We start from the raw sequence: 21,553 nt of genomic DNA, 5'->3' as shown, positions 1-21,553 counted from the left end.
TGTCCCGTTCGCTCATCCGCCGGCTCCCGTGAGGTTCTCGTGGGCGGCGAGTGCCCGGTCGACGAAGGCGGTGGCGGAGCCGAGGGCGCCCGCCGGGTCGAGGGCCGCGTCGATCTCCCCGGCGGTCAGGGAGACGCCGGGATCGGCGAGCAGGACCTCCCGCAGCTCCGCGCCCTCCTCGGCGGCGCGGGCGCAGGCGGCGTCCACCAGCCGCCGGGCCTGCGGGGTGCCCCCGAGCCGTACGACGACCTGCTCGGCCATCAGCAGCCCGCGGGTCGCCCCGAGGTTGGCGCGCATCCGGGCGGGGTCGACGGTCAGGCCCTCCAGCACTTCGCGGAGCCAGGAGGCGGCGCTGCCGGTGAGCCGGAGCAGCTCGCCCAGCGTCTCCCACTCGGCCTGCCAGGGGCCCGCGGCGCGCTCGTGCTCCTGGACCATGCCGTCCAGGATCGAGGCGACCAGCCCGGGGACGCGCTGGACGCAGGCGAGCACGGACATCGAGCCCACCGGATTGCGCTTGTGCGGCATCGCGCTCGAGGTGCCCCGGCCGGGCCCGGTGGGCTCGGCGACCTCCGCCACCTCGGTCTGGGCCAGCAGCTTCACGTCGTTCGCCACCTTGCCGAGCGTTCCCGCCGCGGTGCCGAGCGCGCAGGCCAGCCGGGCCACCGGGGTCCGGTCGGTGTGCCAGGGGACGAGCGGCTCGGCCAGTCCCAGCCCGGCCGCCAGGAGCGGCGGCACCTCGTGGCCCCGCTCGCCGAGGACCGACAGGGTGCCGGCCGCCCCGCCGTACTGGACCGGCAGCGGCACCTCCGCCAGCCAGGACCGCGAGCGGTCCAGCGCGCTCAGCCAGCCCGCCGCCTTCAGCCCGAACGTGACGGGCACGGCGTGCTGCAGGACGGTGCGGCCGGCCATGACGGTGCCGCGATGGCCGGACGCCAGTCGCGCGCAGGCGTCCGCGCAGGCGGACAGGTCGGCCAGGATCGGTGTCAGCGCGCGGCGGGCGACCAGCATGGCGGCGGTGTCGTTGATGTCCTGGCTGGTGGCGCCGTAGTGGACGAACCCCCGCAGGCCGGGCTCGATCCGCTCCCGCAGGGCGGCGACCAGGGGGATGACGGGGTTGCCGGTCCGCGCGGCCCTGCCGCCCAGCTCGGCGACGTCGTAGAGCTCGGGGCGGCAGGCCCGCGCCAGCGCGGCGGGCACCTCGGCGGGGACCAGGCCGATCCCGGCCTGCGCGCCGGCCAGCGCGGCCTCGACGTCCAGCATGGCGGCCAGCCACGCGACGTCCGACACCTCCGCCGAGGCCTCGCCCCTGGCGAAAGTCCCGGAGAACAGGCCGGAGACCGGGCCGCCGCTCGCGGGAGAGGGAGAGGTCATGTCCACCTCCGGGTGGTTCGGACGCCGGTCATGGCCGCTCAGGAACCGATTCCCTCGAGGACGACGGCGAGTCCCTGGCCGACGCCGATGCAGATGGCGGCCAGGCCGTACCCGCCGCCCCGGCGGTGCAGCTCGTGAGCGAGGGTGCCGAGGATACGCGCCCCCGAGGAGCCGAGGGGGTGGCCGAGCGCGATGGCGCCGCCGTTGACGTTGACGATCTCGGGGTCGAGGTCGGGCCACTCGGCGAGGCACGCCAGCGACTGGGCGGCGAACGCCTCGTTGAGTTCGACCACGCTCAGGTCGGACCAGCCGACGCCCGCCCGCTTGAGGGCCGTACGGGCCGCGTCGACCGGTCCGATGCCGAACAGGTGCGGCTCGACGCCGATCACCGCACGGGACACGATCCTGGCCAGCGGGGCCCGTCCGGACCGGGCGGCCCCCGCCTCGTCGCCGACGAGCAGCGCGGCCGCGCCGTCGTTGAGCGGGGAGGCGTTTCCCGCGGTGACGGTGCCGCCGGGGCGGAAGACCGGTTTCAGGCCGGACAGGGACTCCTCGGTGGAGTCGGCCCTGACGGACTCGTCGTGGTCGAGGGCGTCGAGCGGGACCACCTCGCGGTCGAAGACGCCGCGCTCCCAGGCCGCCGCCGCGCGCCGGTGGCTGCGCAGCGCGAACCGGTCCTGGGCCTCGCGGCCGATGTCGTAGCGGTCGGCGAGGATCTCGGCGCCCTCACCCAGGGCGACCGTCCACTCGGCGGGCATCCGGGGGTTGACCATGCGCCAGCCGAGGGCGGTGTCGTGCAGGGTCCGCTCTCCCCGGTCGAAGCCCCGCGCGGGCTTGGGCATCACCCACGGCGCCCGGCTCATCGACTCGGAACCTCCGGCGACCACCAGGGAGGCGTCGCCCACGGCCACCGCGCGGGAGGCGGCGATCGCCGCCTCCAGGCCGGAGCCGCACAGCCGGTTGAGGGTCGTGCCGGGCACCGTCACCGGCAGCCCGGCCAGGAGCACGGCCATCCGCGCGACGTCCCGGTTGTCCTCGCCCGCCCCGTTGGCCGCGCCGAAGAACACGTCCTCGATGGCGGCGGGGTCGAGCGCGGGGGCGCGGTCGGCCAGCGCGCGGACGACGTGCGCGGCCAGGTCGTCGGGGCGGACGCCCGACAGCGCCCCGCCGTACCGGCCGATGGGCGTGCGGACCGCGTCGAGGATGTAGACGTCGTTCACGTTCGGAGGCTCCTGTCGGCCGGGGGCTCGGCGAGCGGGGCCACCGTGGCCATCGTTCCTTCCCGCGCGTCCTCGTTACCCGGATCGGTGGACGTTCGTCATGCGTACGAATGTTCTCTGAATGAACATACTGAGGTGTCGTTCGGACGGTCAACTTCACGGCCCGACATTCCTTGACACGCCGGATGCCGGGGCGTAGCTTCCGCGATACGCATCGTGCGTTCAGGGAATGGTTGTTCGCATAACGCACACCCATCCCCGACCTCTTCCCTCCGGAAGGTTCCGTGCGTCGTTCCCCAGCCGCCCTGGCCGGCCATGACCAGCCGTGACTCACCATGACTCAACATGACAAAGGAGACGCCATGCCGCTGATGGACGCCAAGACGTGGACCGGGCAGGTTTTCGGGGACGGCTGGAGCACCTCGCGCGCGGGCGACGCGGCCGTGGTCGAGCCCGCCACCGGCGCGGAGCTCGGCCGGGTCGGCGTGGCCGGGCCCGAGGACGTGGCGGCGGCGGCCGTGCGCGCCGTACGGGCACAGCGGGAGTGGGCGGCGACCTCGTTCGAGGAGCGGGCGGCCGTGCTGCGGCGGGCCGGGAGGCTGTTCGAGGAGCACGCCGAGGAGATCCAGGACTGGCTGGTCCGTGAGGCCGGGTCGATCCGCCCCAAGGCGGGCGTGGAGACGCACGTCGCCGCCCAGGAGTGCCACGAGGCCGCCGCGCTGGCGTCCCAGCCGCTGGGGGAGATCCTGCCGACCGTCAAGCGGCGGCTCAGCCTGGCCCGCCGCGTACCCGCCGGGGTGGTCGGGGTGATCGCCCCGTTCAACTTTCCGCTGGTCCTCGCCATCCGCTCGGTCGCCCCCGCGCTCGCCCTGGGGAACGCGGTGATCCTCAAGCCCGACCCGCGTACCGCCGTCTCCGGAGGTGTCGCCGTCGCCCGCGTCTTCGAGGAGGCGGGCCTGCCGCCCGGGCTGCTCCACGTGCTGCCGGGAGGGGTGACGGCCGGTCAGGCGCTGGTCGGCGATCCGCTGGTACGGGTGATCTCCTTCACCGGCTCGACCGCGGCGGGGCGCGCGGTCGGCGAGGCGTGCGGACGGCTGCTCAAGCGGGTGCACCTGGAGCTCGGCGGCAACAGCGCGCTGATCGTCCTGGACGACGCGGACCTGGACCTCGCCGTCTCGGCGGGCGCCTGGGGCTCCTTCCTGCACCAGGGGCAGATCTGCATGACCACCGGACGCCACCTGGTGCACTCCTCGATCGCGGAGGAGTACGTGGCGCGGCTCGCGGAGAAGGCCGACCACCTGCCGGTCGGCGATCCGGCGGGCGGGCAGGTCGCGCTCGGCCCGCTGATCGACGCCGGCCAGCGGGACAAGGTCCACGGCCTGGTCTCCGCGAGCGTCGACGCCGGGGCGCGGCTGGCCGCGGGCGGCACCTACGAGGGACTCTTCTACCGGCCCACGGTCCTGGCCGACCTGCCCGCGCACGCTCCCGCGTACGTCCAGGAGGTGTTCGGCCCGGTCGCGCCCGTCGTGCCGTTCTCCACGATCGAGGAGGCCGCCGCGCTGGCCTCCGACAGCGAGTACGGCCTGTCGCTGGGCATCCTGACGCGCGACGCGATGCGCGGCCTGGCGCTGGCCGACCTCGTTCCCACCGGGATCGTGCACGTCAACGACCAGACGGTGGACGACGAGGCGGTGGCCCCGTTCGGCGGGGTCGGCGCGTCGGGTACCGGCTCACGCTTCGGCGGGGGACGGGCCAACATCGAGGCCTTCACCGAGACCCGCTGGGTGACGATGCAAGGAGATATCGCGACATATCCCTTCTGACTCCCTGCTGGCGGGCTGCATAACCTCCCCTGATAGTGCGCCGTGAGGCTTATGGGAGAGTTGGGCAATGTTCGAGCGGGGAGTCGGTATGTCGCGGGTGTCGTGGATGTCGCGGGTGTTGCTCGTCGCGGGGTTCGTGCTCGCGGCGCTCAACCTGCGGCCCGCGCTGGCGGGCATCTCCCCGGTACTGGACGAGATCATGGACGATCTCGGGCTGAGCGCCGCCGGGGGCGGGGCGATCACCACCGTCATGGTGGTCTGCCTGGGCGTCCTCGGCCCGCTCGCCCCCCTGCTCGCCCGCCGCTTCGGCCTGGACCGCACGCTCATGGCCGGGCTGCTGATCCTGGCGGCCGGAGTGGCGCTGCGCGGCACGGGAAGCGTCCCCGCGCTCTACGCGGGCGCGGCCGTCGCCGGTACGGCCATCGCCGTGATGAACGTCGCGATGCCCGGCGTGGTCAAGCAGCACTTCCCCACGCGGGTCGGGCCGTTCACCGCGATCTACGTCTCCGGCCTGGTGCTGGGCGCCGCGGTGGCGTCCGGTTCGGTGGTCCCGATCGAGCGGGCCACCGGGCTCGGCTGGCGCGAGGTGACGGCGATGACCGCGATCCCGGCACTGGCGGCGGCGGCGCTCTGGCTGCCCCAGGCGCTGCGCCGCCCCGCCCGCCCGGAGGTCGCGCCCAGGCCGTTCGCCCTGCTGCTCCGCAGCCGGGTGACCTGGTACGTCACCGTCTACATGGGCCTGCAGTCGCTGACCTTCTACATCATGCTGGCCTGGATACCGACGATCTTCAAGGACGCGGGACTCCCCGCCGACCAGGCCGGATACATGCTCAGCCTCACCAACCTGGCCCAGGTGGCGGCCACGCTGACCGTCCCGGTGCTCGCGGGCCGGGCCCGGTCGCAGGTGCCGTACGTCACCGCCGCGACCGTTCTCACGATCGCCGGATACCTCGGAGTGCTGATCGCCCCCGCCGCCCTGCCGTGGCTCTGGATGATCGTCCTCGGGGTGGGGCAGGGCGCCTCGATCGCGCTGGCCCTGCTCATCATCACGCTCCGCGCGCCCGACCCGGTCTCGGTCACCGCCCTGTCGGCCGTCGCCCAGTCCGTCGGCTACACGCTGGCCGCGCTCGGACCGCTCCTGATCGGCGCGCTCCACCAGCTCTCGGGCGGCTGGACGCTGCCGCTGCTGGCCGGGCTCGGCGCGTGCGGCCTGCAGCTGGCGGCCGGGTTCCTGGCCGGGCGCCCGGTCGCGCCGTCCGGGGCGGGAGAGCCTCGTCCGGCCGAGGGCTCGCCCTCCCTGGCCTGACCTGTGTGCCGTGAAAGCCCTGGTCAGCGGGGTGAATCGGCCTCTTGTGGCTTTCCGGGCGGGCGCGTAGCGTGGGACGGGGCCGCCACCGGATGACCGAAGGGCGGAGCCGCGATCGGCGGCACGCCGTACGGCATCGCGTTCACCCGGATCCGGGGTGGCCGTCATTCCATTCTCTTTGCGACTCTCTTCGCGACGACAACCCCGTGTCATCGGGGCTCCCCGCGATGTGGACGGGGAGGCGGACATGGTCGCGACGGCGCGACGGCTCGTGAGGCGGGTCCCCGCCACCGGCGCGGATCTGCTGGTCGACTGCCTGGAGAGGTCGGGGGTCGAGTACGTCTTCGGGATCCCGGGCGCCAAGATCGACGCGGTGTTCGACGCCCTGGTCGACGCCGGGCCACGGCTGGTGGTGTGCCGGCACGAGCAGAACGCCGCCTTCATGGCGGCGGCGGCCGGCCGGCTCACCGGGCGGCCCGGCGTGGTGCTGGTGACCTCGGGGCCCGGCACCTCCAACCTGGCCACGGGCCTGGCGACGGCGACCACGGAGGGCGACCCGGTCGTCGCGTTCGCCGGGGCGGCGCCCCGCGCCGGCCGCCTGAAGCGGACACACCGGTCGATGGACTCGGCCGGCCTGCTCCGGGCGGTCTGCAAGTCCACCTGGGAGGTGGACGACGTGGCGGCCCTGCCCGAGGTCGTGTCGAACGCCTACCGGGCGGCCTCCACCTCGCCCCGCGGGGCCGTGGCCGTCATCCTCCCGCAGGACCTCCTCGGTGACGCCACCACGGAGTCCCCCGCCGGGACTCCGGACGTGCCACGGCTCGGGCCCGCCTCTCCGGAGGCGGTCGACCGGGCCGCGGACGCCGTCAGGCGGGCCCGGACGCCGGTCGTGCTGCTCGGGGCCCGGACCGGCGACCGGGTCACGGCCGAGGCGGTGCGCGGCCTGATGGCGCGCACCGGGCTGCCGGTGGTGGAGACCTTCCGGGCCGCCGGGGTGGTGCCGCGAGGGGAGCTGGAGGAACGCTTCCTCGGCAGGGTCGGCCTGTTCCGCAACCAGCCGGGAGACGAGGCGCTGGGCCAGGCGGACCTCGTCCTCGCCGTCGGGTACGACCATGTCGAGTACGACCCCGGGCTGTGGAACCCGGGCCCCGGGGTGGGACCGGAGATCGTCCACCTGGACGACTGCCCGGCGGAGATCGACAATCACTACCGACCGTCGGTCGAGCTGCGCGGCGACGTGGCGGCCACCGTGACGGCACTGGCCGACCGGCTGGACGGGCTGGCCCTCGCACCCGGCGCCGCGGCCCGTGTCGCGAGGCTGCGCGCCAGGCTCGCCGAGCTGGACACCGCGCCCGCCGAATCCCGTCCTGGCCGAATCCATCCCCTGCGGATCGTCCGCGCCCTGCGCGAGGCGGTCGACGACGACACCACCGTGGTCTGCGACGTCGGTTCCCACTACATCTGGATGGCCCGTCACTTCCGGACCTACCGGCCACGCGGCCTGCTGTTCTCCGACGGCCAGCAGACGCTCGGTGTGGCACTGCCCCGGGCCGTCGCCACGGCGCTGGTGCGGCCGGGCCACAAGGTGGTGTCCGTCTCCGGCGACGGGGGCTTCCTCTTCTCCGCCATGGAACTGGAGACCGCCGTGCGCGTCGGCGCCGACCTCACGCATCTGGTGTGGCGCGACGGCACCTACGACATGGTCGCCTTCCAGGAGCGGCTGAAGTACGGGCGGACGTCGGGGGTCGACTTCGGCCCGATCGACACGGTGCGTTTCGCCGAGAGCTTCGGCGCGGCCGGGATGCGGGCGACCTGCGCGGACGAGCTTCCCGCGGTGCTCCGCCGGGCCCTCGACACGCCGGGTCCCGTCGTCGTCGACGTGCCGGTCGACTACGGCGACAACGAGAGCCTCGGGGCGGTTCTGCACCTGGAGTCGTTCGAGTGACATCCTCCCGGGAGAGGTGACGGCGCGATGGACGGAGCCCACCGACATCATGGACACCGTGGACACCACGGCTTCCTGGACGGGCCGGTGCGCGCCTTCCTCGCGCACCGCGACGGTGGTGGTGGCCCCGCCGCCCGCCGGAGGCCGGAGGCGCCCGGGAGGTCCGGACCCGCCCTCCGGGGCGGCGCGGACCATCGGCCGCCCGCACGTCCCGTTCCCTTCGCGAGTCGTTGTTCCAATGGTCATCCAAGCGGCCTACGTTCCTGAACATGATCCGTAGGCTTCTGGCCGCGGCGCTGACGGTCCTCGCGACCGGTACCGTCGCCGTTGTGCTGCAACAACCCGAACCCGCCACCGCCGAGCCGCGCGGCCGCGAACCCCTCGTCATCGCCCACCGGGGCGCCAGCGCGCACCGGCCCGAGCACACCCTGCTCTCGTACGAGACCGCGATCGCGCTCGGCGCCGACTACATCGAGCCCGACCTGGTCTCGACGAAGGACCACGTGCTGGTGGCCAGGCACGAGAACGAGATCGGCGGCACCACGGACGTCGAGAACCACCCCGAGTTCGCGGCGCGCCGGACGACCAAGACCATCGACGGCACCCCGATCACCGGCTGGTTCACCGAGGACTTCACGCTCGCGGAGCTGAAGACGCTCAGGGCCGAGGAGCGCGTTCCCGACCTGCGTCCGGACAACACCGCCTTCAACGGCCTCGCGGAGATCCCGACCTTCGACGAGGTCGTCGCGCTCGCCAAGCGCAGCGGGGTCGGCGTCTACCCCGAGACCAAGCACCCGACCTACTTCGACTCCATCGGCCTCTCCCTGGAGGAGCCGCTGCTCGACGTGCTCGGCCGGCACGGCTGGCGCGGGAGCCGGGACCCGGTCTTCATCCAGTCCTTCGAGACCGCCAACCTGCGCGAGCTGAGCAAGCGGACCAAGCTGCCGCTGATCCAGCTCATCACCGCCACCGGCGCCCCGTACGACTGGGTCGCCGCCGGAGACCCGCGCACCTACGACACCATGGTCGCCCCCGCCGGGCTCCGCGACGTGGCGAGCTACGCGGACGGCGTCGGCGTCGACACCAGGCGGATCGTGCCCGCCGGCCCCGACGGACGCCTCCTGCCGCCCACCCCGCTCGTCCGGGACGCCCACCGGGCCGGTCTGAAGGTCCACACCTGGACCGTCAGGAACGAGAACTCGCAGCTCCCGGTGGACTTCCGGTTCGGCAACCCGGCGAGCCCGGCCTACCCGCGCGCCACCGGCAACGTGATGGGCTGGCTGGAGAGGCTCTACTCCCTCGGCGTCGACGGCGTCTTCGCCGACGACCCGGGCATGGCCAACGCCGTCAGGGAGCGCGTCTTCTAGCACCCCTCGGCCCCGATCACCCGGGTACGGCGATCCGCACGGGGGTCTCGCGACGCGGGACCCCGTGCGGGCCGGGAACGCGGCTAGCGGACGGGGGAGGGGGCCGGCGGCGGCCTGTCCGTGACGGCCGTGTAGAGGTCCTCGGCCAGGCCCTCGCCTCCCCGGGGGGCGAACGGCCTGATCGCGGTGATGTGCCCGTCGGGCCGCACCAGCACCAGCGTGTCGTCGGGGACGCCGAACCGCAGGCGGACCCGCTCGCCGGGGTCGAGCAGGAGCCGGTCACGCAGCTCCGAGCCCGGTGGCACGTCCCACCTGCTGACCACGTACTGCCGTAGCGCGGGCGAGTCGGGGGGCGGAACCAGGGGAGCCCGCCGGGCGTCGGTGAAGTACAGCGCCACGAAGGAGTCCGCGCACAGGTCGTGCACGTGGACCTCCCCGGCGGGGCCGAACAGCGGCAGGTCCGGGGCGCGGTCACCGCGCCGCACCGGCGCGGGGGTGTCACCGGTCTTGACCATGCCCCAGTCGCCGGTGCCGTCCACGTCGAGCCGCACGCCCAGCAGCGTGCGCGTCTGGGCGGTTCCCCAGCCGCCCTCCGTCATGGCCGCGGCGTCCGCACCGCGATGGGCCATGACGGCGCGGGCCGCCTCGGCCATCTTGCCCGAGCCCAGGGAGGCCACCGGCAGCTGCTCGCTCTCGTACCCGTCGAGCAGCCGGTCGTCCGCCCACCCCCGCAGCACCCACGCCAGGCGCCACGCCAGGTTGGAGGTGTCCAGCGCCCCGGTGTTGAGGCCGAGGGCCCACATCGGCGTGATCAGGTGGGCGGCGTCCCCGAGCAGGAAGACCCGGTGGTCACGCCAGCGGCTCGCGATCCGGTGATGGACGCGGTAGACGTTGCAGCCCACCAGCCGCGAGGGGCCCACCTCCCCGAGGAAGCGCAGCGCCCTGTCCCGCAGCTCCGCCTCGTCCGGTTCCGGCGTGCCCGGTTTGAGCGGGTAGACGAAGCGCCAGCAGTGCGGCAGGCGCACCACGACCACCCACTCCTCCGGGTCGGAGAAGTAGCCCAGGTAGGGATAGTCGCGCGGGGTGTCGATGTCGAGGTCGACCTCCAGGTCGACGAGCACGTACCGCTCCTCCAGCGTCCGGCCCTCGACGGTCACCCCGAGCGCCCCCCGGATGGACGACCGCCCGCCGTCGCAGCCCAGCAGGAACGACCCGCGGATCACCCGCGGCCCCGAGGCCGTCTCGGTGGTCACCTCCACCCCGTCCGGGTCCTGCCGGAAACCGGTCACGCGGTGTCCCATGCGCAGCGCGCCCGGCACCCTGCGCTCCAGCTCGTCGCGGAGCACCGGCTCCAGGTGGTGCTGCGGGATGTTGGCGAGGAACGGGAACCGGGTGTCCCCGGCCAGCGCGTCCGTACGCACCCGGAACCTGGGCAGGCCCGTGGCACGCTCGAACTCGCCGATCTCGTCGACGCGCAGCGCGGCGCGGAGCACCGGGGGCAGCGCCCCGTACCGGTGCAGGATCTCCAGGCTGCGGGTGAGCAGCGAGCCGGCCTTGGTGTCCGGGGACAGCCGTTCGTCCTCCTCGAGCACCACGACCGGGAGGCCGTGGTGGGCGAGCCCGAGCGCGGTGACGAGCCCCACGGGACCCGCGCCGGCCACGACGATCGGAGCGGGCCGCTCACCGCCGGCCGACGGGGACCGCTCGCCGGAGGCCGGGACAGGCCGCTCGCCGGCGGTCGGGCGGTCAGCCATTCTTCAGCTCCACCAGGCGCGAGACGTATCTCGTCTCTCCCACGTTCGTCAGCTTGTGCACCGCGCCCGGATCTCTGAAAATCACCGAGCCGCGCGGTTCCGGCGCGTCGATCAGCTGCCCGTCGGCGGTCTCGATGACGTTGAGGGCCCCCTCGACCGCGATGACGAGGTACGGGTGGTCGTGCCGGTGCAGGGGCTGGGTCTGGCCCGGTTCCAGCTCGATCTGCCATACCCTGACCAGCTCGTTCTCGAAGACGACGTGCTGGCCCACCGGGCCCAGCCCGGTCTCGTCCGCTTCTGGATCACTCATCGGATACCTCCGTGTCGACTCGGATGATGTGGCGGGTGCCTGCCGGGAGAGCCGGGTTCAGGCGGTGGTCTCGCGCGCCCACGGCAACAGGAGGTGCTCGATCGCGACCAGGACGTAGAACAGCGCGATGCTCATCGCGCCGAGCAGGACCATCGCGGCGAACGCGAGCGCGGTGTCCGCGCTCGCGCCGGACTGGACGATGACGTAGCCGAGCCCCGCCTGGGCGCCGACGAACTCACCGATCACCGCGCCGATGACGGCCAGCGAGATCGCGACCTTCAGCCCGACGAAGATCTGCGGCAGGGCGTGCGGGAAGCGCACCTGGAGGAACAGGCGCCACCAGCTCGCCCGGAGCGACCTGCTCAGCTCGACGAACTCCGCCGGGGTGGACCTCAGGCCGGTGGCCGTGGAGATCACGATGGGGAAGAAGCAGACGAGGAAGACCATCACCACCTTGGGGAGCTGGCCGAACCCCATCCACACGACCAGGATCGGCGCGACGGCCACCTTGGGCACCGCGTTCACGGCGATCAGCAGCGGGTAGACGCTCTCCTCGACGATCCGGAACGTGGCGATCAGGACCGCGATCAGCGCGCCCGCCACCACGGCGAGCGCGTACCCCTGCAGCGTCTCCACCAGCGTCACCCAGGTCTGGTCGATCAGGTAGCCGCCGTGCTCACCGAAGACGGCGAGCACGTCGGGAGGCGCGGGCAGGACGTACGGCGCGATGTCGAAGGCGACCGTGGCCAGCCACCAGGCCGCCACGGTCAGTGCCGCGCCGACCACGGGAAGCACCCAGACCCTCATCCGGCGGTTCTCCCCGTCGGTTCCCCGGACGAGCCCGGAGCCGGCTCACCGGCCCGTTCACCGCTCTGTTCGCCGGTCCGCTCGCCGTCTTGTTCGCCGGTTTGCTCGCCGAGCGGTTCGGCGAGCAGCGAGCGCAGCTCCGCGCCGTACCCGGCCAGCCGCTCCGCGTGGGCGTCGCGGCCGAGGGAGCGCGGCCGGGGCACATCGATCTCCACGATCTCCCGGACCCGGCCGGGCCGCGGGCTGAGCACCACGACCCGGTCCGCGAGCAGTACCGCCTCCTCGATGGAGTGGGTGACGAGGACGACCGTGGCGGCGCTCTCCGCCCGGATCCGCTGGAGCTCGGCGGAGAGCTCCTCGCGGGTGAGCGCGTCCAGCGCGGAGAACGGCTCGTCCATGAGCATCACCTTCGGCTCGCAGATCAGCGACCGGCACAGGGCCACCCGCTGCTGCATGCCACCCGACAGCTCGTGCGGGAGCCGCTTCTCGAACCCCTCCAGCCCGGCCACGCGCAGCAGCTCGCGCGCGCGGCCGAGATGGGCGGCCTTCGACCTGCCGAGGAACTCCACGGGCAGCAGCACGTTGCCGAGGACCGTCCGCCACGGGAGCAGGGCGGGCCGCTGGAACATGAGGCTGACATCGGGACGGGGCCCGGTCACCGGCTCTCCCGCGACCCGCACCTCCCCGCCGGTCGCCGGGATGAGACCGGCGATCAGCCGCAGGAGCGTCGACTTCCCGCAACCCGAGCGCCCGATCACCGCCACGAACTCGTGCTCGCGCACCCGCAGGCCGATTCCCTCCAGCGCGGTCACCGGTCCGGCCCTGCCGGGGAACACGCAGGACAGATCCGATATTTCGATCATGTCAGGATCCGGGGGCCAGACCGAAGGTGACGATGTCGGAGGGCTTGAAACCGGACTGGATCACCTTCGCGTCTTCGAGGATGGTGATGACGGCGGCCACACGGCTCTCGTCCAGCGCACCCACGGGTACCCCGGCCTCCGACGGCCGTACGAAGGCGGCCATCTCCTTCAGTTCCGCGGCCGCGGTGACCGGGTTCTGGGTCGGGTGATACTTGTTCAGGATTTTTCCTGACTCGTCGGGGTTGTCGACGGCATACTCCAGCCCCTTGAGCAGGGCGTCCCGGAACCTCGTCACCACCTCGGGCTTCTCGGCCGCCATCTTCGCGGTGGTCGTGAGGATGTTGCCGTACATCTCCTTGACGTGGTCGCTGTACGGCAGGACCACGGCCTTGCGTCCCTGGGCCGCCTGCTCGATGGTCGGCCTGCCCACCACGAACTGGCCGATGGCGTCGACCTTGCCCGAGGACAGCAGCTGCGGGAGCGACGGCGGCGGCGCGGGGACGAAGGTGACCTTGGCCGGGTCGATCCCGGCGGCCTTGGCGTACGCGGGGAAGACGAGCTTCACGGCCGAGCCGGGCGGGTCGGCGATCTTCTTGCCCTCCAGGTCCTTGGGCGCGGCGATGCCCGAGCCCTCGAGGGCGATGACGGCGGTGAGCGACCGCTGCTGGATCGCCGCCACGCCGGTGACCGGCAGCTTCTGCCCCGCCAGAGTGACGATGGAGCCGGTCAGGTCGGTGATCCCGAAGTCGGCCTGGCCGCTCGCGATCAGTTTGAGGGAGTCGGCCGTGCCGCTGCCGGGTCTGATGGTGACATCGAACCCGGCGTCCCTGAAATATCCCTTCTCCAGGGCGACATAGGCGTAGGCGTCGCGCCCGAAGACGTTGAACGAGGTCAGATAGGTGATCTTCGTGGCCGCCGCGGGCGCGGACGGCGCGCCGGAGCCCGTCGCGGAGGTGCTGCCGGTGTCGGCGTTCGCACACGCGCTCGCAACCAGGAGGCATAAGGCTGCCAGCGAGCCGCGGACGATCGTCGGGATGTTCACAGGTCCCCTTCCGTTACCAGATTTGATCAAAGCGTTTTTGATCAAATCCGGCAACGGTCCGGGATGACTTTCTGTCAAATTTTCAACGGAAACCGCGTCCCTCAGGCGACCTCGACCATCCGCTCGGCGTCGTCCATGGGGCGCAGCTCGTCGGCGTAGCTCACCGAGACGCGGCGCATCACGCCGCTGTCGCTGATGGAGTACTGGCCCAGGCGCCACAGCGGCGGCGAGTAGGCGTGGATCGAGACGCTGCCGTGCACCGCGCCGGTCAGCCGGTGGATGTGGTCGGGACCGAAGGAGAAGGACTCGCCCTCCGAGATCACGGTCTCCAGGTGCTCGCCGCCGATGCGGGGGTTGCACTCCAGGAGCGTCCCGGCCACGACGCGGACCGCCCCGGAGGAGGTGTCGTGGTCGTGCCAGCCGGTGTCGTCCTCGGGACGCCAGCACAGCAGCCAGACGTCCACGTGGGAGTCGCGGTAGAGGGAGGCGAAGTGGCGCCCGCCCTCCTCGGGGAACTCCACCTGGTCCTGCCAGGTGGACGGGTCGGCGGCCAGATCGTTGACCAGGTCGAGGAGCTCGCGCCGGTCGAGGGCGCGGGCGGGCAGGGCCTCGTAGCTCATGTAGCTCATGAGGTCTCACCGCCGGACGGCCCGAAGCCCGCGGTGGCCACTCGCCCGGCGCGACCGACATGACCGGCGTGACCGGCGCGGCCGGCGGGCCCGGCGGCTCGGGTGCGCCGCTCGCTCACGGCTCTCTTCGCCGGGAGCGCACAGCTCTCGCGGCCCTGGTACTGGTTCACTTGCGCGACTCCTTTCCGTTCAGCAGGCGGTTCGGGTTGGTGACCGCGATGGCGTGCCAGGCGGCGTCGCCGAGCGCGGGGTCGGGTGCGGTGGCGTAGGGCCGGTCGGAGCCGCTGACCACGATGTCGACGCCGAGCTCGCGGACGATGGCGTCGATGGCGCGCGGGCCGTAGGAGGAGGTCTCCAGGAACAGGCCGGGATCGACCTGTCCCCGGCCCTCGCCGCCCCGGTTGGCCAGGCGCTCGGAGTGGAGCGGGGCCAGCCCGGCGAGCAGCGAGAAGCAGACCCGAAGGCGCGGGTGGCGGGCCCGGCCGAAGGCGGCGAAGGCGTACCACGCGGCGTGCATCTGCTGCACGTACGGCACGACGGCGGGCCACCAGCCGGGCCCCTCCGGCTCGGTGGCGGGGCCGGGGTGCACGAAGAGCGGCAGGTCGCGCTCGGTGAGCACGTCGAGCAGCGGGGCGACCCCGGCCAGGCCGACGGCGTCGCGCACGGCGGTCGCGGGCAGCTGGAGCCCGGCGAACCCCGGCCCCACGCCCCGCGCGCCGCCGTCGTCCTTCGCGTCCTTCGCGTCGTTCTGTACGCCGTCTCGCGCGTCGAGGGTCTTGGCGAGCCTGGCGGGATCGATCTCGCTGAGGCAGGTCGCCGCCCAGGCGCCGAAGGGCGCGGGCAGCGCGAGGGCGTCCTCGTGGTAGGCGTCGATGATCGGCCAGGCGTCGTCGGGGGGCAGCGACTCGATGCCGAGCGGGCTGGACAGTGACACGAGAGCCAGGTCGAGCCCCAAGTTCAGCGCGAGGCGACCGGTGAGGTCGTGGTCGGCGGGGTCGACCTCGTAGGCGGGTTCGCCGTCCAGGTGGAGGGTCCAGCCGTCGAGCCGGGGCGCGGTCGTGCGACGTCTGAGCGCGTCCACGAACGCGGGCGTCCACAGATGCTGGTGAACGTCGACGGTCACGACGGGTCCCCTCCTTTCGCACCTTCGGGGTATTACCTACCTAGAATAGGGGTAAACGCCTTCACCTCGCCACATCCAACAGTGACACGGTTCAGTGAACCGTTTCAGTGAACCGCTTCACCTGGCTTCGTGTCAATACCTCCCGATGTCCCGCGACGCCGCCGATCGCGCGGGGAACGCGCCTTCGAAGGCCCCGGGGAATAGGCTGGTCGGATGCCCCAGCCCCGGAAACGAGCGACCATACGTGAGGTGGCGAAGGCCACCGGTCTGTCGCCCGCCGCCGTCTCGTACGCCCTGCGCGGCATGCAGGTGTCGGAGGAGACCATCGAGCGGGTGCGGCAGGCCGCGGCCGAGCTCGGCTACGAGGCCGACCCCATCGCCCGCGCCCTGGCCAGCGGCCGGACCGGGATGATCGGCCTGCTCTGCGGCTCCCTGGAGGACCTCTGGCAGCAGGCGCTGGCCGTCGGCATCGGCCGGGCGCTCAAGGACAACGACCGCTACGCCCTGATCCTGGACGCCGCGGGAGATCCGGCCAGGGAGAACACGCTCGCCAGGCAGCTCCGTGACCAGCGGGTGGACGCGCTGATCGTGCAACCGGTCGACCCCGCGGCGCCGCTCTGGGCCGACCTGTGCGAGGGACTGCCGGTGGTGTCGATCGGCGACGCCCTCGCCGGGGCGCGTACGGCGGGTGAGGTCGTCTTCGACAATCGTGCCGGGGTGACCCTCGCCCTGGAGCATCTGCGCCGGCGGGGCCACCGGCGCCTGGCCGTCCTCACCTCGACGCGGGCCAGCACCCCCGACCGGCCCGCCGACGTGCACGTCCTGGCCGAGGCCGGGCGGCTGGGCCTGGACATCGAGATGGTCACCGCCTCGCAGTCGCTGGGCACCGCCACCCAGGTCGCGGGCGAGATGCTCGACGCCGGCCACCGGGCGTTCTTCTGTTTCGCCGACTCGATCGCCTACGGCGTCTACGCGGCCTCGACCGAGCGGAAGCTGGGCATCCCGTTCGAGGTGTCCGTGATGGGCTACGACGACCACCCCATGTCGGGCCTGCTCACCCCCGGCCTGACCACGGTCGACTGGGACATCGACGGCATCGTCCGGGCCGCCGTCCGCATCGTGGTGGCGGCCGCCGACGGCAACACGCGTCGCCGCCGCATCGTCCAGGCACCCCAGCTCCGCGAGCGCGGCTCGGTCGGCTGACTCGCAGGTCTCAGGGAACGAGGCCGGGCAGGAGCCCGCGTGCCGCGTCGAGGTCGGCGTCCAGGGGACGGTCCTCCATCGCGGGATCGAGCGGCAGGTCGCAGGGCAGGCCGCGCCGCCGCAGGGCCCGTACGGAGGCCACCAGCTCGCACGCCAGGACGATCTCCAGCGGCTCGGCGGCGGCGAGCGCGGAGCGGGCCGCCTGCGGGGTGAAGCTCGCGTGGTCCTCGGTGCCCAGGGAGAGCACGGCGCCGCCCAGGGTGACCGGCGCGGCCAGGTGGCGCAGCTCGGCCAGCGCGGAGTGCGCGACGTATTCGAGGATCATGACCCCGGACAGCCCTGGACGTTCGGCCAGGAAGGGGAGCAGGCCTGTATGGGCCGGATCGTTCAGGGTGGCGAGCCTGGCGGCGCTCAGCGTCGCGGTCTGCACGAGCGCGGCCCGCAGGGCGTCGAGGGCGAGCGCGACCCGTGCCGAGTGGAAGTTGCCGTTGTGCCAGGCCCGGCCGTCGGCGATCAGCGGGTTCTCCGGAGCCGCGTTCATCTCCTCGACGATCGTCCGCTCCGCCCGGCCCAGAGCGTCGAGGACGGCTCCGTGGACCTGCGGGAAGGCGCGGTAGCCGTACGGGTCCTGGACGCGGCGCGGGCTGGTGGAGCCGACCAGCGCCCGCAGCGCGGTCGCGACCTCGGTCTGCTCGGGGCCGCGTTGCACGACGGGGGAGAGCGGTTCGAGCGAGGCCTCGATCGCCCGGAAGGAGCGGGCCGCGACCGCCGTGGCGGCGGACAGCAGGACGCCCAGGCGGTGACAGGCCAGCGCGGCGTCCGCCAGGGTCGCCGCGCCCGAGCTGATGAACGGCAGCGCGTCACCGGAGGCGAGCGCGAACCTGGGCACCGGATCTCCCGCCCGCGTCCCGGGCGGGCCGCCCTCCACGTTCTTCCCCCCTCCGTTCCCGGCTTCGGTCCCGGTGTCTTCGCCCCGCGCCCCGGTCCGTACGTCCTCGGAGGGCGAGGTCCAGGGAAGCTCGCCCAGGAGGCAGAGCGCGGTCGTGGCCAGGGCGGTCAGGTCGCCGGTACCGATGGCGCCGTAGGTGCGGATCGGCGGGGTGAGGCCGCGGTTGACGGCGGCGGCGAGCACCGGCAGGAGCGCGGGATCGACCCCCGAGCCGCCGGCGAGCAGCTGGTTGAGGCGGACCACGAGGGTGGCGCGGGCGCGGAACGTCTCGATCGCCGGTCCGGCGCCGCCCGCGTGGCTGCGGAGCAGGTCCAGGCCGGTGTCCTCGGCCGCCACCTCCTTGTTGGCGCCCACGCCGGTGGTCCGGCCGTAGACGGGCCCGTTGAGCAGGCCGGCCATCCGCCATGCCGTCTCCGCACGGCCGGTGGAGCCCAGCGCGATCCCGGAGCCGTGGGCCGCCCGGTCGACCTGCTCGCAGGTCAGGTGGACGCCGTCAAGGACGACGGTCATCGGCTCAGTCGCCGACGATCGCGTCGAGGATCAGGTCGAGTAGCCAGCTGACCAGGCCGACGACGATCGCGCCCCAGAACGCGGCCCAGAAGCCGTCGACGTGGAAGGGCAGCGAGAGCTCGCCGGCGATCCAGCTGGTCAGCAGGAGCAGCCCGGCGTTGACCACCAGGGCGAACAGGCCGAGCGTGAGGATGTAGAAGGCGCAGCCGAGCGTCGCGATGATCGGCTTCAGGACCGCGTTGACGATCCCGAAGACGAGAGCGACGGCGATGAGCGTGCCGATCTCCTTGACCGGGGTCTGTGCGGACACCGTGATGCCGTCCACGAACCGGGTCGCCGCCCACAGAGCGGCTGCTACGACCAATATTTTGATGATTACTTTCACGTTTCGGGATCCTCGCATGGATAGCTGGATGGACGGTAGGTTCGCACCCCGGATGTGGATATATACGCATAACAGGTGTTTTCCGGTCGGCCGCGTGTCCACCGCTCCCGTCACCCCGGGCGGTGAGGACGCGGCGGCCGCCACGATCGCCGGGACGGTGAGCCGGCCCGGCCGCCACGGAAAGTTTCGCATCCGTGACCGTATGCGGTCATGAAAGTGGCGAGATCATGTCAGGTGCGCCGCTCCCCGCCGTGGAGAAACGCCGCCGGATGGGAAAGTCCCAGGTGAGGAGCACGAATCGCCGAGGGGACCTCATCATGTCCAACGCCCGATCATTCACCGGCCGACCGGAGAAGCCGTCCGCCGGAGTCAGGACAGCGCCCGGAACCGGAACCGAGGCCCATTCCGTCCCCAAGCCCGGCCCGCCCCCCAAACCCGGCCCCCCGCCCAAGCCCGGCCCGCCCAAGCCCGGTCCCCCTCCCCGGCCCGGCCCCGCCCCGGGAACAGGACCCGAGCCGGGAACAGGACCCGAGCCGGGAACAGGACCCGAGCCGGGAACAGGACCCGAGCCGGGAACGGGGACCACCGGTCGTACGCCGAGCGGGGAGGGACGTACGGTCTCCAGGGAGATCCGGCTCGCGTCGCGGCCCTCGGGGTGGCCGGCTCCGGAGAACTTCGAAACGGCGGAGGTCGAGCCGCCCGCCCCCGCCGAAGGGGAGATCCTCGTCCGCAACCTCTTCATGAGCGTCGACCCGTACATGCGGGGGCGTATGAACGAGGGCAAGTCCTACATCCCGCCCTTCCAGGTCGGCGAGCCCCTCGACGGCGGCGCGCTGGGTGAGGTCGTCGTGTCACGCGCGCCCGGCCTGGCGCCCGGAGACACCGTCACCCACAGATACGGCTGGCGCGAGTACGCCGTCCTCGACGCGAAGGAGGCCCGCAAGGTCGAGGAGATCCCCGGAGTACCGCTCTCCGCCTACCTGGGCGCGCTGGGCATGACCGGCCTCACCGCGTACGTGGGCCTGCTCGACATCGCCCGCTTCGAGGAGGGTGAGGCGGTGTTCGTGTCCGGCGCGGCGGGCGCGGTGGGCAGCATGGCCGGGCAGATCGCCCGGTTGAAGGGCGCCTCGCGCGTGGTGGGCAGCGCCGGGTCACGGGAGAAGGTGACCCACCTGATCAGCGACCTCGGCTTCGACGCCGCCTTCAACTACCGCGACGGCGAGATCCGCGAGCAACTCGCCAGGGCCGCCCCCGGAGGGATCGACGTCTACTTCGACAACGTCGGCGGCGAGCACCTGGAGGCGGCCATCGACGAGCTGAGGACGTACGGCAGGGCCGCGATGTGCGGGTCGATCTCCTCCTACAACGCCACCGAGCCGGTCCCCGGCCCGAGAAACATGGGCCTGACCGTGGGAAAGCGGCTCACCCTGCGCGGATTCATCGTGTTCGACCACCAGGCGCGCCTGCCCGACATGATCGCCGAGGTGGGCACCTGGCTCCGCGAGGGCAAGATCACTTTTACCGAGACCGTGGTCGACGGCCTGGAGAACGCCCCGCGGGCGTTCATCGACATGCTCCGCGGGGCCAACACCGGAAAGATGCTGGTCCGGCTGGTGCCCTGACGGTGCATACCGTCAATTGCGCATGATGGCCATATTCTCGGGGCAGAAGGGGCGTGAGGGGGTGGGTCTGTTGGAAACGGACGAGCTTGAGTCGCTGTCGGCCCAGGAACTGCATGATCGCGCGGTCCACTACGCCGTGCACCACGGAGATCTCGGCTTCCTGTGGGAGCTGCTCACGTTGATTCCCGCGGCGGAGGCGTCCGCGGGGAACGAGGACCAGACGACCAACGACCTCAGCCGGGTCTCGGCCCTGCTCAGCGACGCGATGGCCTCGGGCCACGGGGAACTGGGCGAGGCACTGCGGCCGTTCTACATCGATTACCTGTCCAAACATCCAGAGGCCTGAGGCCGGCCTCGTTCTCGGCCTCACCCGGGCGTTCCTCCCTTCGCGGGCCTCTGTAGGGTGATCCGCAGATTCAGGGGGAGGAACGCCATGGCACAGGTGAGAGTGGAACGGACCGACGACGGGTTCGTGGCGCGCAACGATCGCGGAGCCGAGGTCGCCATGGGCGGCGGTGACGAGCAGGGGGTGTTCACCCCGGTCGAGCTGCTGCTCGCGGCGCTCGGCGGCTGCAACATCGTCACCGTGGAGCCGCTGACGGCCCAGCGCGGCCATCGGATGACCCGCCTGGCGATGACCGTCCAGGCGGAGAAGGTCGAGTCGTCCAAACTGGGGACGATCACCATCACCTACGACGTGGAGCTGCCCGAGGGGGACGAGAAGGCCGCCGAGGTCCTCCGTGCCGTGGCCCACCGCGTCGAGGAGAAGTACTGCACGGTGAGCCGGGCTCTGAGGGACAACATGGAGATCAACCTCGAACTTCCCTGACGGTCCCCACCGGGCGGCCCGCTGACGGCGCTTCGGTGATACCGGGTCAAGGTTGGGTGTAGGCGCAAAATCAACCTTTGGATGACGCGCCCGTTACATTTGGCTAGGTAGTGTTGTTGCAGGTCGAGGGGTCTGCGAAGCCCGGGGGGAGCGTTGCAGAGACTTTTCACCGGATAAGAACGCGAGGGGGATCGCGTTCCTGAGCGGAGCCGCCGAAGTCTTGGGGGAGACGACGGCAAAGCCCGCGAAGAGGCCGGGGCCGGACAGTTGGGGGACTGTCCGGCCCCGAGCCTGTGGAGGGCCGGACGGCGTCCGGCCGGTCCGGTTTCTCCAGGAAACGGACCGGGGCCTGCCGGGATCAACCGGGGTGCGAGCGCGCTGAAGCTGCTGCTAGAGTTACCTCCGTTGCAAGCGCCGCTAGCTCAGTTGGTTAGAGCAGCTGACTCTTAATCAGCGGGTCCGGGGTTCGAGTCCCTGGCGGCGCACAACAATCCA

At 72.4% G+C, this 21,553-nt stretch carries 19 protein-coding genes and 1 tRNA gene; 9 read left to right on the top strand and 11 right to left on the bottom strand.

Translation table 11 applies throughout. The features are described 5' to 3' along the window. Positions 1 to 12: 12 nt before the first annotated feature. Together pcaB and ACTOQ3_RS02350 are read right to left on the bottom strand one after the other, a co-directional pair. Positions 13 to 1,371 carry a 3-carboxy-cis,cis-muconate cycloisomerase gene (pcaB, locus tag ACTOQ3_RS02355; protein ID WP_440081714.1) on the bottom strand — a complete coding sequence of 453 codons (1,359 nt, stop codon included), beginning with the start codon at positions 1,369 to 1,371 and terminating at the stop codon, positions 13 to 15. Between the two features lie 38 nt (positions 1,372 to 1,409). Further along, positions 1,410 to 2,591 (bottom strand): thiolase family protein, encoded by a 1,182-nt coding sequence (locus ACTOQ3_RS02350; protein ID WP_440081713.1) that lies wholly within the window; start codon positions 2,589 to 2,591, stop codon positions 1,410 to 1,412. 362 nt (positions 2,592 to 2,953) lie between these two features. On the opposite strand from ACTOQ3_RS02350, the gene ACTOQ3_RS02345 reads away from it, so the two are divergent. From ACTOQ3_RS02345 to ACTOQ3_RS02330, 4 genes are all read left to right on the top strand, one after another. Beyond that, positions 2,954 to 4,414: a benzaldehyde dehydrogenase gene (locus tag ACTOQ3_RS02345; protein ID WP_440081712.1), complete on the top strand. Its 1,461-nt coding sequence runs from the start codon at positions 2,954 to 2,956 to the stop codon at positions 4,412 to 4,414. A gap of 88 nt (positions 4,415 to 4,502) precedes the next feature. Then, positions 4,503 to 5,720: a CynX/NimT family MFS transporter gene (locus ACTOQ3_RS02340; RefSeq protein WP_440081711.1), complete on the top strand. Its 1,218-nt coding sequence runs from the start codon at positions 4,503 to 4,505 to the stop codon at positions 5,718 to 5,720. A gap of 247 nt (positions 5,721 to 5,967) precedes the next feature. Beyond that, positions 5,968 to 7,665, top strand: a complete 1,698-nt coding sequence (alsS, locus tag ACTOQ3_RS02335; protein WP_440081710.1) for an acetolactate synthase AlsS — start codon at positions 5,968 to 5,970, stop codon at positions 7,663 to 7,665. A gap of 269 nt (positions 7,666 to 7,934) precedes the next feature. After that, positions 7,935 to 9,032 carry a glycerophosphodiester phosphodiesterase gene (locus ACTOQ3_RS02330; protein WP_440081709.1) on the top strand — a complete coding sequence of 366 codons (1,098 nt, stop codon included), beginning with the start codon at positions 7,935 to 7,937 and terminating at the stop codon, positions 9,030 to 9,032. A gap of 83 nt (positions 9,033 to 9,115) precedes the next feature. Here ACTOQ3_RS02330 and ACTOQ3_RS02325 read toward each other — a convergent pair whose 3' ends face one another. The 7 genes from ACTOQ3_RS02325 to ACTOQ3_RS02295 all read right to left on the bottom strand — a co-directional run bounded on the left by ACTOQ3_RS02325 (position 9,116) and on the right by ACTOQ3_RS02295 (position 15,560). Next, on the bottom strand, positions 9,116 to 10,786 hold the full coding sequence (locus tag ACTOQ3_RS02325; protein ID WP_440081708.1) for an FAD-dependent monooxygenase: 1,671 nt from the start codon (positions 10,784 to 10,786) through the stop codon (positions 9,116 to 9,118). Further along, entirely contained in the window at positions 10,779 to 11,096 is a 318-nt protein-coding gene (locus ACTOQ3_RS02320; protein WP_440081707.1) for a hypothetical protein, read from the bottom strand. The genes ACTOQ3_RS02325 and ACTOQ3_RS02320 overlap by 8 nt, the downstream gene beginning before the upstream one ends. Positions 11,097 to 11,153: 57 nt before the next feature. Continuing rightward, positions 11,154 to 11,903, bottom strand: coding sequence for an ABC transporter permease (locus tag ACTOQ3_RS02315; RefSeq protein ID WP_440081706.1), 750 nt, complete (start codon positions 11,901 to 11,903; stop codon positions 11,154 to 11,156). Continuing rightward, positions 11,900 to 12,766 (bottom strand): ABC transporter ATP-binding protein, encoded by an 867-nt coding sequence (locus tag ACTOQ3_RS02310; RefSeq protein WP_440081705.1) that lies wholly within the window; start codon positions 12,764 to 12,766, stop codon positions 11,900 to 11,902. The genes ACTOQ3_RS02315 and ACTOQ3_RS02310 overlap by 4 nt, the downstream gene beginning before the upstream one ends. Position 12,767: 1 nt before the next feature. Next, complete coding sequence (locus ACTOQ3_RS02305) at positions 12,768 to 13,808, bottom strand: ABC transporter substrate-binding protein (protein ID WP_440081704.1); 1,041 nt, start codon at positions 13,806 to 13,808, stop codon at positions 12,768 to 12,770. Positions 13,809 to 13,909: 101 nt separating this feature from the next. After that, positions 13,910 to 14,437 (bottom strand): cysteine dioxygenase, encoded by a 528-nt coding sequence (locus ACTOQ3_RS02300; RefSeq protein ID WP_440081703.1) that lies wholly within the window; start codon positions 14,435 to 14,437, stop codon positions 13,910 to 13,912. A 166-nt stretch (positions 14,438 to 14,603) separates the two neighbouring features. Further along, positions 14,604 to 15,560 (bottom strand): amidohydrolase, encoded by a 957-nt coding sequence (locus ACTOQ3_RS02295; protein ID WP_440081702.1) that lies wholly within the window; start codon positions 15,558 to 15,560, stop codon positions 14,604 to 14,606. A gap of 213 nt (positions 15,561 to 15,773) precedes the next feature. On the opposite strand from ACTOQ3_RS02295, the gene ACTOQ3_RS02290 reads away from it, so the two are divergent. Beyond that, a complete protein-coding gene (locus ACTOQ3_RS02290; RefSeq protein ID WP_440081701.1) occupies positions 15,774 to 16,763 on the top strand; it encodes a LacI family DNA-binding transcriptional regulator in 990 nt (329 codons plus the stop codon). 10 nt (positions 16,764 to 16,773) lie between these two features. On the opposite strand, the gene ACTOQ3_RS02285 is transcribed toward ACTOQ3_RS02290, so the two are convergent. Together ACTOQ3_RS02285 and ACTOQ3_RS02280 are read right to left on the bottom strand one after the other, a co-directional pair. After that, positions 16,774 to 18,222: an aromatic amino acid lyase gene (locus tag ACTOQ3_RS02285; RefSeq protein ID WP_440081700.1), complete on the bottom strand. Its 1,449-nt coding sequence runs from the start codon at positions 18,220 to 18,222 to the stop codon at positions 16,774 to 16,776. A 4-nt stretch (positions 18,223 to 18,226) separates the two neighbouring features. Next, a complete protein-coding gene (locus ACTOQ3_RS02280; RefSeq protein WP_440072369.1) occupies positions 18,227 to 18,607 on the bottom strand; it encodes a phage holin family protein in 381 nt (126 codons plus the stop codon). A 629-nt stretch (positions 18,608 to 19,236) separates the two neighbouring features. Between ACTOQ3_RS02280 and ACTOQ3_RS02275 the strand changes: the two genes are divergently transcribed. The 4 genes from ACTOQ3_RS02275 to ACTOQ3_RS02260 all read left to right on the top strand — a co-directional run bounded on the left by ACTOQ3_RS02275 (position 19,237) and on the right by ACTOQ3_RS02260 (position 21,543). Next, positions 19,237 to 20,229, top strand: coding sequence for an NADP-dependent oxidoreductase (locus ACTOQ3_RS02275; RefSeq protein ID WP_440081763.1), 993 nt, complete (start codon positions 19,237 to 19,239; stop codon positions 20,227 to 20,229). 61 nt (positions 20,230 to 20,290) lie between these two features. After that, the gene (locus ACTOQ3_RS02270; protein ID WP_440072370.1) at positions 20,291 to 20,575 is read left to right on the top strand and encodes a hypothetical protein; all 285 of its coding nucleotides are present in this window, start codon (positions 20,291 to 20,293) and stop codon (positions 20,573 to 20,575) included. Positions 20,576 to 20,662: 87 nt separating this feature from the next. Then, positions 20,663 to 21,058: an OsmC family protein gene (locus ACTOQ3_RS02265; RefSeq protein ID WP_440081698.1), complete on the top strand. Its 396-nt coding sequence runs from the start codon at positions 20,663 to 20,665 to the stop codon at positions 21,056 to 21,058. Positions 21,059 to 21,469: 411 nt separating this feature from the next. Then, a tRNA-Lys gene (locus tag ACTOQ3_RS02260) sits at positions 21,470 to 21,543 on the top strand. Positions 21,544 to 21,553: the final 10 nt, after the last annotated feature.

It is taken from the genome of Streptosporangium sp. LJ11, from assembly GCF_051918945.1.
In the GTDB taxonomy this organism is placed as follows: domain Bacteria; phylum Actinomycetota; class Actinomycetes; order Streptosporangiales; family Streptosporangiaceae; genus Streptosporangium.
Note: the sequence above shows the minus strand (reverse complement) of the source record. Positions and strands in the feature narration are given on the sequence as shown.

What these genes read in the sequence shown, in the direction of transcription:
- pcaB (WP_440081714.1), bottom strand. Translation starts at nt 1,371, where the DNA reads ATGACCTCTCCCTCTCCCGCGAGCGGCGGCCCGGTCTCCGGCCTGTTC.
- ACTOQ3_RS02345 (WP_440081712.1), top strand. Translation starts at nt 2,954, where the DNA reads ATGCCGCTGATGGACGCCAAGACGTGGACCGGGCAGGTTTTCGGGGAC.
- ACTOQ3_RS02340 (WP_440081711.1), top strand. Translation starts at nt 4,503, where the DNA reads ATGTCGCGGGTGTCGTGGATGTCGCGGGTGTTGCTCGTCGCGGGGTTC.
- alsS (WP_440081710.1), top strand. Translation starts at nt 5,968, where the DNA reads ATGGTCGCGACGGCGCGACGGCTCGTGAGGCGGGTCCCCGCCACCGGC.
- ACTOQ3_RS02330 (WP_440081709.1), top strand. Translation starts at nt 7,935, where the DNA reads ATGATCCGTAGGCTTCTGGCCGCGGCGCTGACGGTCCTCGCGACCGGT.
- ACTOQ3_RS02325 (WP_440081708.1), bottom strand. Translation starts at nt 10,786, where the DNA reads ATGGCTGACCGCCCGACCGCCGGCGAGCGGCCTGTCCCGGCCTCCGGC.
- ACTOQ3_RS02320 (WP_440081707.1), bottom strand. Translation starts at nt 11,096, where the DNA reads ATGAGTGATCCAGAAGCGGACGAGACCGGGCTGGGCCCGGTGGGCCAG.
- ACTOQ3_RS02315 (WP_440081706.1), bottom strand. Translation starts at nt 11,903, where the DNA reads ATGAGGGTCTGGGTGCTTCCCGTGGTCGGCGCGGCACTGACCGTGGCG.
- ACTOQ3_RS02310 (WP_440081705.1), bottom strand. Translation starts at nt 12,766, where the DNA reads ATGATCGAAATATCGGATCTGTCCTGCGTGTTCCCCGGCAGGGCCGGA.
- ACTOQ3_RS02300 (WP_440081703.1), bottom strand. Translation starts at nt 14,437, where the DNA reads ATGAGCTACATGAGCTACGAGGCCCTGCCCGCCCGCGCCCTCGACCGG.
- ACTOQ3_RS02290 (WP_440081701.1), top strand. Translation starts at nt 15,774, where the DNA reads ATGCCCCAGCCCCGGAAACGAGCGACCATACGTGAGGTGGCGAAGGCC.
- ACTOQ3_RS02285 (WP_440081700.1), bottom strand. Translation starts at nt 18,222, where the DNA reads ATGACCGTCGTCCTTGACGGCGTCCACCTGACCTGCGAGCAGGTCGAC.
- ACTOQ3_RS02265 (WP_440081698.1), top strand. Translation starts at nt 20,663, where the DNA reads ATGGCACAGGTGAGAGTGGAACGGACCGACGACGGGTTCGTGGCGCGC.